This is a genomic window from Kitasatospora sp. NPDC088160 (assembly GCF_044741445.1).
GTDB lineage: Bacteria > Actinomycetota > Actinomycetes > Streptomycetales > Streptomycetaceae > Kitasatospora.
Window position 1 is genome coordinate 391678 of the sequence record NZ_JBIUSS010000001.1, and the last position, 16912, is coordinate 408589.

13 protein-coding genes are annotated in these 16912 nt (G+C 72.6%); 8 read left to right on the forward strand and 5 right to left on the reverse strand.

Annotated elements, in window-relative coordinates:
* Positions 1-24 precede the first annotated feature (24 nt).
* The 4 genes from ACIOGZ_RS01660 to ACIOGZ_RS01675 all read right to left on the reverse strand — a co-directional run bounded on the left by ACIOGZ_RS01660 (position 25) and on the right by ACIOGZ_RS01675 (position 5618).
* Positions 25-1527 carry an NCS2 family permease gene (locus ACIOGZ_RS01660; RefSeq protein ID WP_363579227.1) on the reverse strand — a complete coding sequence of 501 codons (1503 nt, stop codon included), beginning with the start codon at positions 1525-1527 and terminating at the stop codon, positions 25-27.
* A gap of 352 nt (positions 1528-1879) precedes the next feature.
* Positions 1880-4249, reverse strand: a complete 2370-nt coding sequence (gene pucD / locus ACIOGZ_RS01665; protein ID WP_400805030.1) for a xanthine dehydrogenase subunit D — start codon at positions 4247-4249, stop codon at positions 1880-1882.
* Entirely contained in the window at positions 4246-4734 is a 489-nt protein-coding gene (locus ACIOGZ_RS01670; protein WP_350875362.1) for a (2Fe-2S)-binding protein, read from the reverse strand. The genes pucD and ACIOGZ_RS01670 overlap by 4 nt, the downstream gene beginning before the upstream one ends.
* Positions 4731-5618: a xanthine dehydrogenase family protein subunit M gene (locus tag ACIOGZ_RS01675; RefSeq protein ID WP_371520765.1), complete on the reverse strand. Its 888-nt coding sequence runs from the start codon at positions 5616-5618 to the stop codon at positions 4731-4733. The genes ACIOGZ_RS01670 and ACIOGZ_RS01675 overlap by 4 nt, the downstream gene beginning before the upstream one ends.
* A gap of 450 nt (positions 5619-6068) precedes the next feature.
* On the opposite strand from ACIOGZ_RS01675, the gene ACIOGZ_RS01680 reads away from it, so the two are divergent.
* Positions 6069-7661: a PucR family transcriptional regulator gene (locus tag ACIOGZ_RS01680; RefSeq protein WP_363579221.1), complete on the forward strand. Its 1593-nt coding sequence runs from the start codon at positions 6069-6071 to the stop codon at positions 7659-7661.
* Positions 7662-7765: 104 nt separating this feature from the next.
* On the opposite strand, the gene ACIOGZ_RS01685 is transcribed toward ACIOGZ_RS01680, so the two are convergent.
* Complete coding sequence (locus ACIOGZ_RS01685) at positions 7766-8911, reverse strand: alpha/beta hydrolase-fold protein (protein WP_363579219.1); 1146 nt, start codon at positions 8909-8911, stop codon at positions 7766-7768.
* 312 nt (positions 8912-9223) lie between these two features.
* On the opposite strand from ACIOGZ_RS01685, the gene ACIOGZ_RS01690 reads away from it, so the two are divergent.
* From ACIOGZ_RS01690 to ACIOGZ_RS01720, 7 genes are all read left to right on the forward strand, one after another.
* A complete protein-coding gene (locus ACIOGZ_RS01690) occupies positions 9224-10243 on the forward strand; it encodes a sugar ABC transporter substrate-binding protein (RefSeq protein WP_400805033.1) in 1020 nt (339 codons plus the stop codon).
* Positions 10240-11271: an ABC transporter permease gene (locus tag ACIOGZ_RS01695; protein ID WP_363579215.1), complete on the forward strand. Its 1032-nt coding sequence runs from the start codon at positions 10240-10242 to the stop codon at positions 11269-11271. The genes ACIOGZ_RS01690 and ACIOGZ_RS01695 overlap by 4 nt, the downstream gene beginning before the upstream one ends.
* Positions 11268-12134, forward strand: a complete 867-nt coding sequence (locus ACIOGZ_RS01700) for an ATP-binding cassette domain-containing protein (protein ID WP_400805035.1) — start codon at positions 11268-11270, stop codon at positions 12132-12134. The genes ACIOGZ_RS01695 and ACIOGZ_RS01700 overlap by 4 nt, the downstream gene beginning before the upstream one ends.
* The gene (locus tag ACIOGZ_RS01705) at positions 12131-13237 is read left to right on the forward strand and encodes an ROK family glucokinase (RefSeq protein WP_400805037.1); all 1107 of its coding nucleotides are present in this window, start codon (positions 12131-12133) and stop codon (positions 13235-13237) included. The genes ACIOGZ_RS01700 and ACIOGZ_RS01705 overlap by 4 nt, the downstream gene beginning before the upstream one ends.
* 114 nt (positions 13238-13351) lie before the next feature.
* Entirely contained in the window at positions 13352-15145 is a 1794-nt protein-coding gene (ggt, locus tag ACIOGZ_RS01710) for a gamma-glutamyltransferase (RefSeq protein ID WP_400805039.1), read from the forward strand.
* 136 nt (positions 15146-15281) lie between these two features.
* Positions 15282-16085 (forward strand): exodeoxyribonuclease III, encoded by an 804-nt coding sequence (locus ACIOGZ_RS01715; RefSeq protein ID WP_363579210.1) that lies wholly within the window; start codon positions 15282-15284, stop codon positions 16083-16085.
* Positions 16086-16239: 154 nt separating this feature from the next.
* The gene (locus ACIOGZ_RS01720; protein ID WP_400843589.1) at positions 16240-16899 is read left to right on the forward strand and encodes a hypothetical protein; all 660 of its coding nucleotides are present in this window, start codon (positions 16240-16242) and stop codon (positions 16897-16899) included.
* The last annotated feature ends 13 nt before the right edge of the window (positions 16900-16912 follow it).

Consider the following 16912-nt stretch of genomic DNA (forward strand, 5'->3'; position numbering starts at 1 on the left):
CCGGCCGAGAGGGTCAGACACGTCCTAGTGCACGCCCAGCCAGGACTTGATCGGGGTGAGCGCGAAGTAGACCACGAAGACCCCGGTGAGGATCCACATCAGCGGGCCGGGCTCGCGCCACTTGCCGGTGCCCGCCTTGATGACCGTGTACGAGATGACGCCCGCGGCGACACCGGCGGTGATGCTGTAGGTGAACGGCATCAGGGTGCAGGTGAGGAAGGCCGGGATGGCGACCTCGCGGTCGGACCAGTCGATGTGCCGGGCCTGGCTCATCATCATCGAGCCGATCACGACGAGGGCGGCGGAGGCCACCTCGGTCGGGACGATCGCGGCGAGCGGCGAGAAGAACAGCATCAGCGCGAACACGCCGCCGGTGACGGTCGAGGCGAGGCCGGTGCGGGCGCCGTCGCCGACACCGGTGGCGGACTCGACGAACACGGTCTGGCCGGAGGCGCCGGACAGGCCGCCGACGGCGCCGCCGGCCCCGTCGATGAACAGGGCCTTGGAGAGGCCGGGCATCCGGCCCTGCTTGTCGGCCAGCCCGGCCTCGGTGCCGACGCCGATGATGGTGGCCATCGCGTCGAAGAAGCCGGCCAGCACCAGGGTGAAGACGGCGACCGAGGCGCTGATGGCGCCCAGGCCGTGGCTGCCGAAGGCACCGAAGAGGTCGACGTGGCCGAAGAGGCCGAAGTCGGGCGCGGAGACCGGGCTGCCCGGCCACACCGGGGCGGAGCTGACCCAGGTCTTCGCGGGGAGGTCGGCGACCGCGTTGATGACGAAGGCCACCACGGTGCCGCCGGCGATGCCGATCAGGATCGCGCCGCGGACGTTGCGGGCCAGCAGCACGAAGATCGTCAGCACGGTGAGGCAGAAGACCAGGACGGGCCAGCCGGCCAGCTCGCCGAAGGGGCCGAGCGCGAGCGGCGTGGGGCCGCCGGTGTGCACGAAGCCGGCCTTGACCAGGCCGATCAGCGAGACGAAGAGGCCGATGCCGATGGTGATGGCGTGCTTGAGCGGCAGCGGGATGCCGTTCATGATCTTCTCGCGGAGCCCGGACACGACCAGCAGGACGATCAGCAGGCCGTAGATCACGCACAGGCCCATGGCCTGGGGCCAGGTGGTGTGCGGCACCACCAGCGCGGAGATCACGCCGGAGACGGAGAGCCCGGCGGCGACCGCCAGGGGGACGTTGCCGACCACGCCCATCAGGATCGTGGTGACGGCGGCGGCGAGCGCGGTCGCGGTGGTGAGCTGCGCGTGGTCCAGCTTGAGGCCGTTGACGTCGGCGCCGCTCAGGATGATCGGGTTGAGCAGCACGATGTAGGCCATCGCCATGAAGGTGGTGAGGCCGCCGCGGATCTCATTGCCGAAGGTCGATCCCCGGGCCGTGATCTTGAAGTACGCGTCCAGTGCGTTCTTCGGTGCGGGGGCCGGGGCCGGGGCCGGCGTGGCGGTGTCGTCCTCGGCGGGTCTTTCTTCCGTGGGGCCGGGTTCCGTGGGGCTGTGTTCCGTGGGGATCCGGGTCATGTCCACTCCCAAGTGTCAAAGGGGGTTGGGGTGGGCGAGCCGACCTGACTGCCAGTCAACGAGGTTGGCGCAGGGGGACTGCTCGACTCACTGGGCGCACTGTGGCGGTGCCTGCGGTGCGTGGGTGGTGCGCACCGCTGCAGAACCCCGGCGTGGGAGAGGCAGCGGGATGGTGCGGTCGCGTGCCGTTGGGCGGTGCACGCGAGTGGGGGCGCGGTGGAGCGGCCCCGGGGCGGCGGGGAAGACGGTCGCCGCCCCGGGGAGGTTCTCCTGCTCCCCGTCGCTGGAGCCCGGGGAGGTTCTCCTGCTCCCCGGGGCCTGAAGCCCGGGGAGCTCGCGGGCTCCGGGGGCGTCAGGCCCCGGGGGCCTCCGTGGTGAGGTGCTCGGGCCGGACCGGGATCCGGTTGAGGGCCAGGCCGGTGGCGTTGCGGATGGCGGCCACGATCGACGGCGTCGCCGAGACGGTCGGGGCTTCGCCGACGCCGCGCAGCCCGTACGGGGCGTGCGGGTCGGGCAGTTCGAGGATCTCCACCGGGATCGGCGGGGTGTCGAGGATGGTGGGGATCAGGTAGTCGGTGAAGGAGGCGTTGCGCACCTTCCCGTCCCGCACGATGATCTCCTCCATCACGGCGAGGCCGAGCGCCTGGGTGCAGCCGCCCTGGATCTGGCCGACGACGGAGAGCGGGTTGAGCGCCTTGCCGACGTCCTGGACGGCGGTGAGCTCGACGACCTTGACCAGGCCCAGTTCGACGTCCACGTCGACCACCGCGCGGTTGGCGCAGAAGGTGTACTGGACGTGGCCGAAGCCCTGCCCGGTCTCCTTGTCGAAGGGGACGGTCGGGCGGTGGTGGTGTTCGCGGGTGAGGTCGATGGCCTCGTCACCGAGCAGGTCGACCATGGGGACCAGCACGCCGGCGCTCTCCGAGACGACCTTCCCGGCGATCAGCGTGATGTCGCCGTGGGTCCAGCCGTAGCGGCGGCGGCCCTTCTCGATCAGCGCCCGCCTGACCGCCTCGGCGGCCAGCTTCACGGCGCCGCCGGTCATGTACGTCTGGCGCGAGGCGGAGGTCGAACCGGCCGATCCGACCTCGGTGTTGGCCGGGTGGATGGTGACCAGCTCGACGCCCAGCTCGGTGCGGGCGATCTGGGCGTGCACGGTGACGCCGCCCTGGCCGACCTCCGCCATTGCGGTGTGGACTATGGCGACGGGCTCGCCGCCGATCACCTCCAGGCGCACCCGGGCGGTGGAGTAGTCGTCGAAGCCCTCGGAGAAGCCGACGTTCTTGATGCCGACCGAGTAGCCGACGCCGCGCACGATGCCCTCGCCGTGCGAGGTGTTGGACAGCGCCCCGGGGAGCTGGCGCACGTCCGGGTGTTCGGTGTCCAGCGGCGGCGGCAGCGGCATCTCCTTGGCGCGCCGCAGCAGTTCGGCGACCGGGGCGGGCGAGTCGATCTGCTGGCCGGTGGGCATGCGGTCGCCCTCCGACATGGCGTTGAGCTGCCTCAACTCGACCGGGTCCATGCCGAGTTCGGCGGCCAGCTTGTCCATCTGCGACTCGTAGCCGAACGCGGCCTGGACGGCGCCGAAGCCGCGCATGGCGCCGCAGGAGGGGTTGTTGCTGTAGAGCGCGATGGCGTGCATCCGCACGTTGGGGATCACGTACGGGCCGTGCCCGAGCGAGGCCGCGTTGCCGACCACGGCGGGCGAGGCGGAGGCGTACGCGCCGCCGTCGAGCACGATCCGGCAGTCGGCGAAGACGAGTTTGCCGTCGCGGGTGGCGCCGTGCTCGTAGTGCATCCTGGCGGGGTGGCGGTGCACGTGGCCGAAGAAGGACTCGTCGCGGGCGTAGACGATCTTGACCGGCTTGCCGGTGTGCTGGGCCAGCAGGCAGGCGTGGATCTGCATCGACAGGTCCTCGCGGCCGCCGAAGGCGCCGCCGACGCCGGCCAGGGTGAGCCGGACCTTCTCCTCGGGCAGGTCGAGGACCGGGGCCATCTGCTGGCGGTCGACGTGCAGCCACTGGGTGGCGATGTAGAGGTCGATGCCGCCGTCCTCGGCGGGCACCGCGAGGCCGGACTCGGGGCCGAGGAAGGCCTGGTCCTGCATGCCGACCTCGTAGTCGCCGCTGACGATGACGTCCGCGAGCGCGCGGACCTCGTCGGTGACGCCGAGGCCGGAGACCAGCCGCTGCTCGTGGCAGATGTTGCCGTACCCGTGCGACTTGTACTCGTGCGGCTCGTGCACGTAGCCGTGGGTGGCGGGGTCGAGGCACTGCTCCTCGGTGACGATCGGGGTGAGCACCTCGTACTCGACCTTGATCCTCTTCACCGCGCGGCGGGCGGTCTCCGGGTGGTCGGCCGCGACCAGGGCGATCGCCTCGCCGTGGTAGCGGACCTTGTCGATGGCCAGGGCCGGCTGGTCCTGGATCTCCAGCCCGTAGTACTTCGCGCCGGGGATGTCCTGGTGGGTGAGGACGGCGTAGACGCCGGGCACCTTGAGCGCCTCGGAGATGTCCACCGACAGGATGGTGGCGCGCGGGTGCGGCGAGCGCAGCGCCATGCCCCAGAGCATGTCCTCGTGCCACATGTCGGAGGAGTACGCGAACTCGCCCTTGACCTTGAGGTGGCCGTCCGGGCGCAGCGGCGAGCCGCCGATGCCGTCCTTGCTGGCCTGCCGGATGTCCTGGAGGTTCTTCTGACCCTGGATGGTGCGGGTGGTCATTGCGACACGGCCTTTCCGGCGCACGTGCGGGCGGACGCCAGCCGCACCGCGTCCATGATCTTCTCGTAGCCGGTGCAGCGGCAGAGGTTGCCCGACAGCGCCTCGCGGATGTCGTTGTCGCTCGGCTGGGCGTCCCGCTCCAGCAGCGCGTCGGTCTGCACCAGCAGGCCGGGGGTGCAGAAGCCGCACTGGACGGCGCCGGCATCGATGAACGCCTGCTGGACGAGGCCCAGTTCGCCGTTCTCCCCGGTCAGGCCCTCGACCGTGCGCACCTCGCGGTCCTGCACCTGGCCGGCCGCGACCAGACAGCTGCAGACCGGCACGCCGTCCAGGTAGACCGTGCAGGAGCCGCACTCGCCCTGTTCGCAGGCGTTCTTCGAGCCCGGCAGGCCGACCCGCTCGCGCAGCACGTACAGGAGGCTCTCGCCCTCCCAGACGTCGTCCGCCTCGACCGGCTTGCCGTTGGCGGTGAAAGTCACCCTCATGCCGCGCTCCTGATCTGCTTGCTGTAGTCGTTCCAGGTCCAGGTGAGGGTGCGGCGGGCCATCACGGCCAGCGCGTGCCGGCGGTAGTCGGCGGTGCCCCGGACGTCGTCGATCGGCGAGGCGGCGGCCTTGACCAGCTCGCCGAAGCGCTGGACCACCTCGGCGCCCAGCAGGTCGCCGGACTCCCAGAGGCCGCGCTCGGCGAGCACGCCCGCCAGGTACTCCTCGGCCTCGACGGCGCGGCGCGGCGTGGGGGCGGCCGAGCCGATGCCGGTGCCGACGGTGCCGTTCTTCGGGTGGAGGGCGAAACCGAAGGCGCAGACCGCGATCACCATGGCGTTGCGGGTGCCGATCTTCGAGAACTGCTGCGGGCCGTCCGCCACCGGGATGTGCACGGCCCGGATCAGCTCGTCGGCCTCCAGGCTGTTGCGCTTCACGCCGACGTAGAAGTCGTCGATCGGGATCAGCCGGGTGCCGCGCACGGAGGCGGCCTCGACCAGGACGTCCCGGCCGGCCGCCAGCAGCGCCGGGTGGGAGTCGCCGGCCGGGGAGGCCGCGCCGAGGTTGCCGCCGACGCCGCCGCGGTTGCGGATCTGCGGGGAGCCGACGGTGTGGGCCGCCAGCGCGAGCCCGGGCAGCGGCCCGGACAGCTCGTCGATGATCCGGGAGTAGGGGACGGAGGCGCCGAGCCTGACGACGCCGTCGTCGTTCGACCACTGGGTGAGCTCGGTGATGCGGTTCAGATCGAGAATCGCGGATGGCCGGTGCACGTCGAAGTTCAGCTCGACCATGACGTCCGTACCGCCCGCGATGGGCAGCGCGGTCGGGTACTCGGCCTTCGCCGCGAGTGCCTCGTCCCAGGTAGCGGGCCGAAGGAACTCCATGCGGGTGTCTCCTCAAGTCGTCGCCTGCCGGACGGGTGGGCACAGTGCCCGGAACTCGGTGTTCGGACCTCTCAACCAACCGCTTCGTCGCCTCCGCGTCGGGCCCCGGTCACCGGGCTGCGTCCGGCGGCGTGTCGCCCAGTGAACCGCCGGGACGGGGCCCACTGGCAGTCACCGATGGCATGAAGCCCCGGCTGTGCTCCCGCCCGGCATCCTGTACGTTCCTCTAAGGAGAGGAATGCGCAGCCCAGGTGTTCACCAGGTGCTACCTACGACCGTAATCCGGCCGTGATTCGCAAGCGACGGGCCCGTGATCCGGTCGCCCGCCCGGACGTGACGACAAGTACGGATGTTCGGGCACACTGTGACCCCCGACCGAACGCCCGGGCCTCCCCCGTTCGGCCCACCCCCAGCCCCGTCCCACCCTCAGCCCCCGTTAGGAGTCCGCGGATGCGTGTCCGTGACCTGCTCGCCCCCGGCGCCCCGCGACTGCGCCTGCTCGCGGCCGAGGACGAGCTGGACCGGCAGGTCAGCGGTGTCATGACCACGGACCTGCACGACCCCGGCCGCTACCTGCACGGCGGCGAGCTGGTGCTCACCGGCATGCTGTGGCGCACCGCCCCGGCCGACTCCGAGCGGTTCGTGCGGACCATCGTGGCCGGCGGCGCGGTCGCCCTGGCGGCCGGCGAGGCCGAGGTCGGTCCGGTGCCCGAGGACCTGGTGGAGGCCTGCCGACGGCACCGGATGCCGCTGCTGGCCGTCCCCGACGACATCGCCTTCGGCACCGTCACCGAGTTCATCGGCCGCCAGGTCTCCGCCGACCGCGCCGCCGACCTCGCCGCCCTCGTCGACCGGCACCGCCTGCTGGTCTCGGCGGCCGGCGGCGGCGGCCTGGACGCGGTGCTGGACCTGCTCGGCGGCGACCTCGACCTCGACTGCTGGGTGCTCACCCCCACCGGCGCGGTGATCGCCGGCCCCGCCGACCGCCTCCCGGCCGAGGACCGCGACCAGCTGGTCCGCGCCCACCTCGGCGCCCAGCGCCAGCGCCGCCGCCCCCCGCACCGGGCCCGCCTGGCCGGCGGCTCCTACTCGCTGCTGCCCGCCCCGGCCTCGGCCGACCACCAGGCGCCGCTGGCCGACTGGGTGCTCGCGGTGGCCGGCGACGTCACCGAGTGGACCACCAAGCGCCAGCAGCTCGCCGAGAACCTGGCCCGGCTGGTCGCCGCCGAGCGCCACCGCCGCGACGAGGGCCGCCGGCTGCGCCGTCGCCTCGCCGACGAGGTGCTGGCCCTGCTCCAGCGCGACGCCGATCCGGCCGAGATCAGCCGCACCCTGTACGCCTCCTCGGCGATGGCCGCCCGCTACGAGAGCGTCGAGCCCAAACCCCAGGCCCAGGACGGGTCCTGGCTGGTGCTCAGCGCCGAGGGCACCGGCCTGCCCGAGGGTGTGGTGCGCGCCGTCCTGGAGGAGGCGCTGGGCGGCACCACCGACCGCGCGCTGGTCGCCGGGGCCGGCGCCGGCGCCGTCGTGGTGCTGCCCGCCCTGGACGGCCCGGTGCCCGCCGAGACCCTGCGCGACCTGCTCGCCCCGCTGGAGGCGGGCCTCGGCTCGGAGGGCCGGATCACCCTCGGCGTCTCCGCCCCCGCCTCCGAGGCCGGCGGCCTGCGCGGCGCCCTGGAGGAGGCCCGGCACGCCCGCCGGATCGCCGCCGCCCGGGTCGGCCGGGTCTGCGTGGCGGGCCCCGAGGAGCTGGCCTCGCACGTGCTGCTGCTGGCGGCCGTCCCGGACGAGGTCCGCCGCGCCTTCCGCGGCCGGCTGCTGGACAAGGTGATCGCGTACGACATCGAGCACCAGGCGGACCTGGTCCGCACCCTGGAGGCGTTCCTGCGCTCGGACGGCTCCTGGACGCGCTGCGCCGCGCAGCTGCACGTCCACGTCAACACCCTGCGCTACCGGATCGGCCGGATCGAGGAGCTGACCGGCCGTGACCTCTCCCGGCTGGAGGACCGGGTGGACTTCTACCTGGCGCTCGAACTGGCCTGACGGCCGGGCCTGAGAGCCGTGCCCCACGCAGGAGGGGCCCGCCGCGAGCACTCGCGGCGGGCCCCTCCTGCATGATCGTTACTGCTTGGGACTACTGCGTGGGACTACTGCGGCGGGATGACCGAGGTCATCCACTCGAAGATGCTCGGCACCATGGTCTTCCACAGCTCGGTGGTGTGCGGGCCGTTGCTCTCCTGGACCTGGACCTTGGTCGGCTCCTTGGCTGCCGCCGCGATCGCCTGGCCGTCCTCCAGGCCGTCGCCCTTCTTGCCGCTGATGTAGAGGCTGACCTTCGGCGGCTGCTGGGCGCTCTTGAGGATGTTGACCGGGTTGTTGGCCTCGCGCAGCTTCGGGTCCTTGCCGACCAGGGAGTCGCTCTCGGACGCCGGGTCGTTGTAGCCGGACATCGAGATCGCGGCCCGGTACCGGTTGGGGTGCGCCAGGGACAGCTTGGCCGCGCAGTGGGCGCCGGCCGAGTAGCCGGCGATGCCCCAGCGGTCCGGGGACGGGTCGGCGCGGAAGTTGTCCATGATCATCTGCGGGACGTCCCGGGTGAGCCAGGCGTCGGCGTTGATCTTGCCGGGGATGTCGGTGCAGCCGGCGTCCTGGTGGTTGCCGAGGAGCAGGGTGCGCGGCGAGACCAGGATGAACGGGGAGACCTTGCCCTGCTGCATCAGCGGCTTGAGCTGCTCGGAGACCTTGAGGGTGCCGTACCAGGTGGAGGAGGAGCCCGGGTAGCCCGGGATCAGCTCGACCACCGGGAACTTCTTGTCCTTGAACGCCGGGTCGTTGTACTGCGGCGGCAGCCAGACCAGCACCTCGCCGTCGACCCCGGACACCTGGCCCTTGAGCTCGGTCTTCTGGACGTCGCCGGGCACCGCCGGGTCGCCCACGCCGGCGAACTTCTGGAGCGCCTTCGGCGGCTGCTTGGCCGCGTCGCCGCCGCCCTGGCCGGCGCCCTCCTTGCCCGAAGCGCCCTGGTCGGCCGGCGCCACCTGCGGCACGGCCCGGACGTGGTCACCGGTGCCGAGCAGGTCGTCCCAGTTGCCGTAGATCAGGTTGGCGTTGTTGACCATCACGAAGACCATCAGCACGGCCGTGATCTGGCAGAACATGATCATGACGAGCCTGGACAGGATCCGCACCGGGTTCGGCCCGCGGACCTTGCTCCAGTACAGGAGCGCCACCGCGATGGACACCGGCACCAGGATGACGGTGAGGATGAAGAATGGCGTACCTGTCAGTTGCATCGAGTTCTCGTATCCGGGTTGCTGGCCGCCCGGGCCCCACTCGCCCGAACGCACTCCAATGGCATTGGACGGCGCGGAACCGATGATCGGTTGCCATCCGAATCTGTGCGGAACCTGAGAGGAACATCACGTTTCCTGTGATGTTCCTGTTTCGGGTCGGCGCTAAGTCTGCCACCCGGACGGCCGTCGTCCGGACGAGATGTCCAGCGAACTTCCAGGAAGGTCCCCCGGGGCACCTTACCTCCCGCGTCGCGGGCGCCGCCGGGCGAGGCGGTGTCATCCACGTGCCGCCCGGCCAGAGAGACTATGGGGATGAGCACAACCCGCTTTCGCCCGTCCCGCCGTTTCTGGCCCGTCTGCGCCCTCCTGGCACTCGCGGTCACCGCGGCCGGTTGCAGCAGTACCGGAGGCCGCCGCGCCGAGGAGGCCCGCGCCAAGGCGTCGGCCGCCGGCGGCAGCGCCGTCACCACCCCGCGCTGGAAGGTCGCCATGGTGACCCACGCCGGGGCCGGCGACGCCTTCTGGGACAGCGTGCGCAAGGGTGCCGAGCAGGCCGCCGCCAAGGACAACATCACCTTCCTGTACTCCAACGACGCGCAGACCCAGAACCAGGTCCAGCTCGTCCAGGCCGCCATCGACCAGAAGGTCGACGGCCTGCTGGTCACCCTCGCCAAGGGCGACGCCATGGCCGACGTCCTCGGCAAGGCCAAGGCCGCCGGCATCCCCGTGATCACCGTCAACTCCGGCCAGGAGTACTCCGCCAAGTTCGGCGCGCTCACCCACATCGGCCAGGACGAGTCCACCGCCGGCCAGGCGGCCGGCGCCGAGCTGGCCGGCCGCGGCCGCAAGAACGTGCTCTGCGTCATCCACGAGCAGGGCAACATCGGCCAGGAGCAGCGCTGCTCCGGCGCCCAGTCCAAGGCCGGCGGCGCCTTCCAGGTGCTGTACGTGGACGGCGTCAACATGCCCGACGCCCGCGCCGCGATCTCCGCCAAGCTCCAGGCCGACCCGGCCATCGACACCGTGCTCACCCTCTCCGGCCCGGTGGCCGCCACCGGCCTCCAGGCCGTCCAGGACGTCCACCGCGCCGTCGAGCTCGACACCTTCGACCTGGGGCCGCAGGTGGTGGCCGGACTCAAGTCCGGCTCCGTGGGCTTCGCCGTCGACCAGCAGCCCTACCTCCAGGGCTACGAGGGCGTCGACCTGCTCTGGCTGTACAAGTCCAACCTGGACATGCTCGGCGGCGGCAAGCCCGTCGCGACCGGCCCGCAGATCCTGACCAAGGACGACGCCGACGCGCTCGCCGAGTACGTCGCGAGGGGGACCAGGTGAGCACCACCGACGTCCTCGCCCAGGACCGCCCGGCCGCGCTGCGCCGCCTCCTCGCCCGCCCCGAGCTCGGCTCGCTGATCGCCGCCGTCGCGGTGTTCACCGTCTTCGCGGTGGCCGCCGAACCCTTCCTGCGGGTCTCCTCGCTGGGCACCGTGCTCTACGCGGCGTCCACCATCGGGATCATGGCCGTCCCGGTCTCGCTGCTGATGATCGGCGGCGAGTTCGACCTGTCGGCGGGCGTGCTGGTCACCACCGCCGCGCTGACCTCCTCGATGGTCTCCTACCAGTTCACCGCGGTGACCTGGGTCGGCGTGCTGGTCTCGCTCGCCGTCACCCTGGCCGTCGGCGCCTTCAACGGCTGGATGCTCGGCCGCACCCGGCTGCCCAGCTTCATCGTCACCCTCGGCACCTTCCTGATGCTGACCGGTGCCAACCTCGGCGTCACCAAGCTGGTCTCCGGCACCGTCTCCACCAGGCCGATCTCCGACATGGAGGGCTTCGCCTCCTGCCGCTGGCTGTTCGCCTCCGAGGTCACCGTCGGCGGACTGACGATCAAGGCCACCGTCTGGTGGTGGCTCGGCCTGCTCGCGGTCGGCAGCTGGGTGCTGCTGCGCACCCGCTTCGGCAACTGGATCTTCGCCGTCGGCGGCGACGCGGACGCCGCCCGCGCGGTCGGCGTGCCGGTCGCCCGCACCAAGACCCTGCTCTACCTCGGTGTCGGCTTCGGCGCCTGGGTGCTCGGCCAGCACCTGCTGTTCTCCTTCGACACCGTGCAGTCCGGCGAGGGCGTCGGCAACGAGCTGATCTACATCGTCGCGGCCGTCATCGGCGGCTGCCTGATCACCGGCGGCTACGGCTCGGTGGTCGGCTCCGCGCTCGGCGCGCTGATCTTCGGCATGGCCAGCAAGGGGATCATCTACGCCCAGTGGAACCCGGACTGGTTCAAGTTCTTCCTCGGCGCGATGCTGCTGCTCGCCGCCCTGCTGAACGCGTACGTCAAGCGCCAGGCCGAACGGGGGCCCCGATGAAGACCGAACTGCTCGCCCTGGAGGGCGTCGGCAAGAGCTACGGCACCGTCCGCGCCCTCCAGGACGTCTCGCTCACCCTGCACGCCGGCGAGATCAGCTGCGTGCTCGGCGACAACGGCGCCGGCAAGTCCACCCTGATCAAGATCATCTCCGGGCTGCACCAGCACGACGAGGGCACCTACACCGTCGGCGGCGAGGAGGTCCGGCTCGACTCCCCGCGCCAGGCCCTGGACCGCGGCATCGCCACCGTCTACCAGGACCTCGCCGTCGTCCCGCTGATGCCGGTCTGGCGCAACTTCTTCCTCGGCTCCGAGCAGGGCCACCGCCGCTGGGGCGGCCTGCGCCTGGACGCCGAGGCGATGCGCGCCACCACCCGCGAGGCGCTCGCCCGGATGGGCATCGACCTGCACGACGTGGACCGCCCGATCGGCACCCTCTCCGGCGGCCAGCGCCAGTGCGTGGCGATCGCCCGGGCCGTGCACTTCGGCGCCAAGGTGCTCATCCTGGACGAGCCGACCGCGGCGCTCGGCGTCAAGCAGTCCGGAGTGGTGCTCAAGTACGTCACCGCCGCCCGCGACGCCGGGCTCGGGGTCGTCCTGATCACCCACAACCCGCACCACGCGTACCTGGTCGGCGACCACTTCACCCTGCTCAAGCGGGGCCGGATGGCCGGCAGCCACCCGCGCGCCGAGATCGGCCTCGAACAGCTCACCACCGAGATGGCCGGTGGCTCCGACCTCGCCGAGCTCTCGCACGAGCTGGCCCGGCCCACCGAACCCCAGCCCCGCACCGAACCCCAGCCCCGCACCGACCCCCAGCCCCGTCCTGACCCCGAGCCCCGTGAGGAGCGTCCGCAGCCGTGACCAGCCCCCAAGGCAGCACCCGGCCGGCCGTCCTGCCCACCCTGCTCGGCCTCGGCCCCCGTGCCGAGCGCCGCCGCCGCGCCCTGCCCGCCGGGATACTGCGACTGCCCACCATCGGCGTCGACATCGGCGGCACCAAGGTGGTCGCCGGAGTGGTGGACGGCGAGGGCAAGGTGCTGGAGAAGCTGCGCACCGACACCCCCGACAAGAGCAAGAGCGCCAAGGTCGTCGAGAACGTCATCGTCGACCTGGTGCTGGAGCTCGCCGACCGGCACGACGTCCACGCCGTCGGCATCGGCGCGGCCGGCTGGGTCGACGCCGACCGCTCCACGGTGCTGTTCGCCCCGCACCTGAACTGGCGCGGCGAGCCGCTCCAGCAGGCGCTCAGCGAGCGGCTGCGCTTCCCGGTGATCGTCGAGAACGACGCCAACGCCGCCGCCTGGGCCGAATGGCGCTTCGGCGCCGGGCGCGGCGAGGACCACATGGTGATGCTCACCCTGGGCACCGGCATCGGCGGCGCCGTCGTCCGCGACGGCTACGTCGACCGCGGCAAGTACGGCCTGGCGGGCGAGTTCGGCCACATGCAGGTGCTGCCCGGCGGCCACCGCTGCCCGTGCGGCAACCGCGGCTGCTGGGAGCAGTACTCCTCCGGCAACGCGCTGGTGCGCGACGCCCGCGAACTCGTCGCCGAGGAGTCCCCGGTGGTGCAGACGCTGCTCGCCCGGGCCGGCGGCACCGTCGAGGGCATCACCGGACCGCTGGTCACCGAGGCCGCCCGGGCCGGCGACCCGACCGCCACCGAACTGCTCTACGAGGTCGGCACCTGGCTCGGCGTCGGCATCGCCAACCTGGCCGCCGCGCTCGACCCGGGCCGCTTCGTCATCGGCGGCGGCGTCTCCGAGGCCGGCGACCTGCTGCTCGGCCCGGCCCGGGACACCTTCCGTCGTACCCTCACCGGGCGCGGCTTCCGGCCCGAGGCCAGCATCGTGCACGCCGCACTCGGCAACGAGGCCGGCCTGGTCGGCGCCGCCGACCTCGCCCGGCAGGTCGCCCGCCGGTTCCGCACCATCAAGCGGCGCCGGGTCGAGCGCAGCGGCGTCTGAGCCCTTTCGCCTGATTCGGTTCCGTCAACTACCGGTTGGTAGCGGTGCGGTGTGATTGTCGGGATCATGCCTCCTGTGAGACAACGGAGTTGACGTCGACTCAGGAGGACTCGGATGAGGGCTCTGGCCCGTATCGCACCACCGCTGCTGCTCGCCACCGCCCTGGTCTGGTCCTGCGCCGGGCCGGCCGGGGCGGCGGGGGCGGCCCCGCCGCCGAAGGCCCCCGAGGCGGTGGGCCGGGGCGGAGCGGTGGCCAGCGTCGACGCCGACGCCACCGCGGCCGGCATCGAGGTGCTGCGCAAGGGCGGCAACGCGGTCGACGCGGCGGTCGCGACCGCGGCCGCCCTCGGCGTCACCGAGCCCTACTCCTCCGGCATCGGCGGCGGCGGGTACTTCGTCTACTACGACCACGCCAGCGGCCGGGTGCACACCATCGACGGCCGCGAGGTGGCCGGCCGCACCGCCGACAGCGGGCTGTTCCTGGAGGACGGCAAGCCGCTGGCCTTCGCCGACGCCGTCACCAGCGGCCTGTCCGTCGGCGTCCCCGGCACCGCCGCCACCTGGGACACCGCCCTGCGCCAGTGGGGCACCCGCACGCTCGCCGACGCCCTCGAACCCGCCGAGCGGATCGCCGACAACGGCTTCGTCGTCGACCAGACCTTCCGCGGCCAGACCGCCGACAACTACGACCGGTTCAAGGACTTCCCGGACACCGCCAAGCTCTACCTGCCCGGCGGCAAGCCCCCCGAGGTCGGCACCGTCCTGCGCAACCCCGACCTCGCCGCCACCTACCGGCTGCTCGCCGAGGACGGCGTCAAGGCCTTCTACCAGGGCGACCTCGGCAAGGACGTGGCCAACACCGTCCAGCACCCGCCGGTCGACCCGGCCTCCGGCCGCAAGGCCCGCCCCGGCAAGATCGACACCGCCGACCTCGCCGCCTACCAGGTCCGCCGCCAGGCGCCCACCCACGTCCCGTACCGCGACTACGACGTCTACTCCATCGCCCCCTCCAGCTCCGGCGGCACCACCGTCGGCGAGGCGCTCGGCATCCTGGAGGACGGCGACCTCGGCGCGTACAGCGACACGCAGTACTACCACCACTTCCTGGACGCCTCCCGGATCGCCTTCGCCGACCGCAACCGCTGGGTCGGCGACCCGGCCTTCGGCGACGTCCCCACCAAGGAACTGCTCTCCGCGCGCTACGCCGCCTCCCGGGCCTGCCTGATCAGCCCCGACCGCGCCCTCACCAGCCCGCTCGCCCCAGGCGACCCGCGCCACCCCGCCGACTGCGCCGAGGCCGGCCCCGCCGTCGCCGAGCCCTACGAGGGCCCCAACACCACCCACCTCAGCGTGGCCGACCGCTGGGGCAACGTCGTCTCCTACACCCTCACCATCGAGCAGACCGGCGGCAGCGGCATCACCGTCCCCGGCCGTGGCTTCCTGCTCAACAACGAGCTCACCGACTTCGACTTCTCCCCGCTCACCCCGGGCGTCCCCGACCCCAACCTGCCTGGCCCGGGCAAGCGGCCGCGCTCCTCGATCTCCCCGACCATCGTGCTGCGCGACGGCGAACCGCTGCTCGCCACCGGCAGCCCCGGCGGCGCGACCATCATCACCACCACCCTCCAGGTGCTGCTCGGGCGGCTCGACCGGGGCCTGAGCCTGGAACAGGCCATCGCCGCACCGCGCGCCAGCCAGCGCAACACCGTCGCCACCCAGGCCGAGCCCGGCTTCCTGGCGCTGCCCGAACGGGCCGCCCTGGAGGCGCTCGGGCACAGCTTCACGTCCGTCGCCGAGATCGGCGCCGCCACCGGCGTCGAACGGCTGCCGGACGGGCGGTGGGTGGCCGCGGCCGAACCGGTCCGGCGCGGGGGCGGCTCCGCGGCGGTGGTCCGGCCCACGGGCTGACCGGGCCGCAGGCCGGCCGGGCCGTACTGTCGGTGCCGGGCGGTATGTTCGGGGTGGGCGTCCCCTCGGGGGGTGCCCACCCCTCGTCTCGACCGAAGCACCCGTCCGTACCGAACCACCGGGAAGGCCGCCCGCCGTGACCGTCCGCATCGCCACCTGGAACATCAACTCCGTCACCGCGCGGCTGCCCAAGCTCCTGGAGTGGCTGGAGAGCGCCAAGCCCGACGTGCTCTGCCTCCAGGAGCTCAAGTGCGCGGCCGACGCCTTCCCGTACGAGGCGGTGCGCGCCCTCGGGTACGAGACCGCGGCCCACGGCACCGGCCGGTGGAACGGCGTCGCGATCGTCTCCCGGATCGGCCTGGACGACGTCGTGCGCGACCTGCCCGGCCAGCCCGGCTACCTCGCCGACGGCGCCCTGCTGCCCGACGTCGAGCCGCGCGCCGTCGCCGCCACCTGCGGCCCGGTCCGGGTCTGGTCGGTCTACGTGCCCAACGGCCGCGAGGTCGACCACGCCCACTACCGCTACAAGCTGGAGTGGCTACAGGCGCTGCGCACGGCCGCCACCGAGGACGCCGCCGGGCCCCGCCCGTTCGCCGTCCTCGGGGACTTCAACATCGCTCCCGCCGACGAGGACGTCTACGACGTCGCCGCCTTCGAGGGCCTCACCCACGTCACCCCCGCCGAGCGGGCCGCGCTGGAGGCCCTCGGCGAGGTGGGCCTGCACGACGTGGTGCCGCGCCCGCTCAAGTACGACCGCCCCTACACCTACTGGGACTACCGCCAGCTGGCCTTCCCCAAGAACCGGGGCATGCGGATCGACCTCACCTACGCCAACAAGCCGTTCGTGGACGCCGTCACCGACAGCTACGTGGACCGCGAGGCCCGCAAGGGCAAGGGCACCTCGGACCACGCGCCGGTCGTGGTGGACCTCGACCTGTGAATCACCCTGGGTGAGGGGCGGTAACCCGAACGGTCCCGACCGGTGGCCGGGGCCGGGCGGGCTGCCTACTGTCGGGCATAACCGGGTGCAGTTGTTCGACCACGTGGACATCGGAGTCCCCCCGGCTGCGCCCGAGAATCCCGGAGGTTCCGGCATGCGCCCCATGCGTACGGCCGCCGCCGCCCTGATCGGCGCGACGGTGCTGACCGGCCTGACGGCCCCCCTCGCATCCGCCAGGGACGGCTCGGCCTCGGTCAGCCCGCCCCAGGCCGCACCGGGCCAGACCGTGAAGCTCACGGTCTCCTGTGAGAAGTCGGACAAGCCCGACGCCAAGACCATCACCGCCCACTCCGCCGCGTTCGAGGGCGGTCCGGCCACTCTCACCCTGGGCTCCGACGGCAAGCACAGCGGCTCGGCCCGGCTGGCCGGCCAGCACTCCGGGGACAACAAGATCGACGGCACCTGCCCGGACGGCGGGGCGTTCTCCACCAAGGTCGCGGTCGCCGGCGTCCCGGTCGCCGGCTCCGACAGGGACTCCGACAAGGGCTCCGAGAAAGGGCCTGAGAAAGGCGCCGAGAAGGGTCCCGAGAAGGGTCCCGAGAAAGGCCTCGGCGACTGGGGCAAGGCGGCCGGCGAGTGGGCGGGCTCGCTCGGCCAGTCCGGCGCCGGCGGCCAGCAGGTCGCCCCGCACGGCGCCGTGAACACCGGCCTCGGCGGTTCGGTCGCGGCCGATCCGGCGGAGCTGGCCGGGGGCCTGGCCCTGGTGGCGGGCGGCGTCGGAGGCTTCTGGCTGCTGCGGCGGCGCGGTGCCTGATGGGCACCGCCGC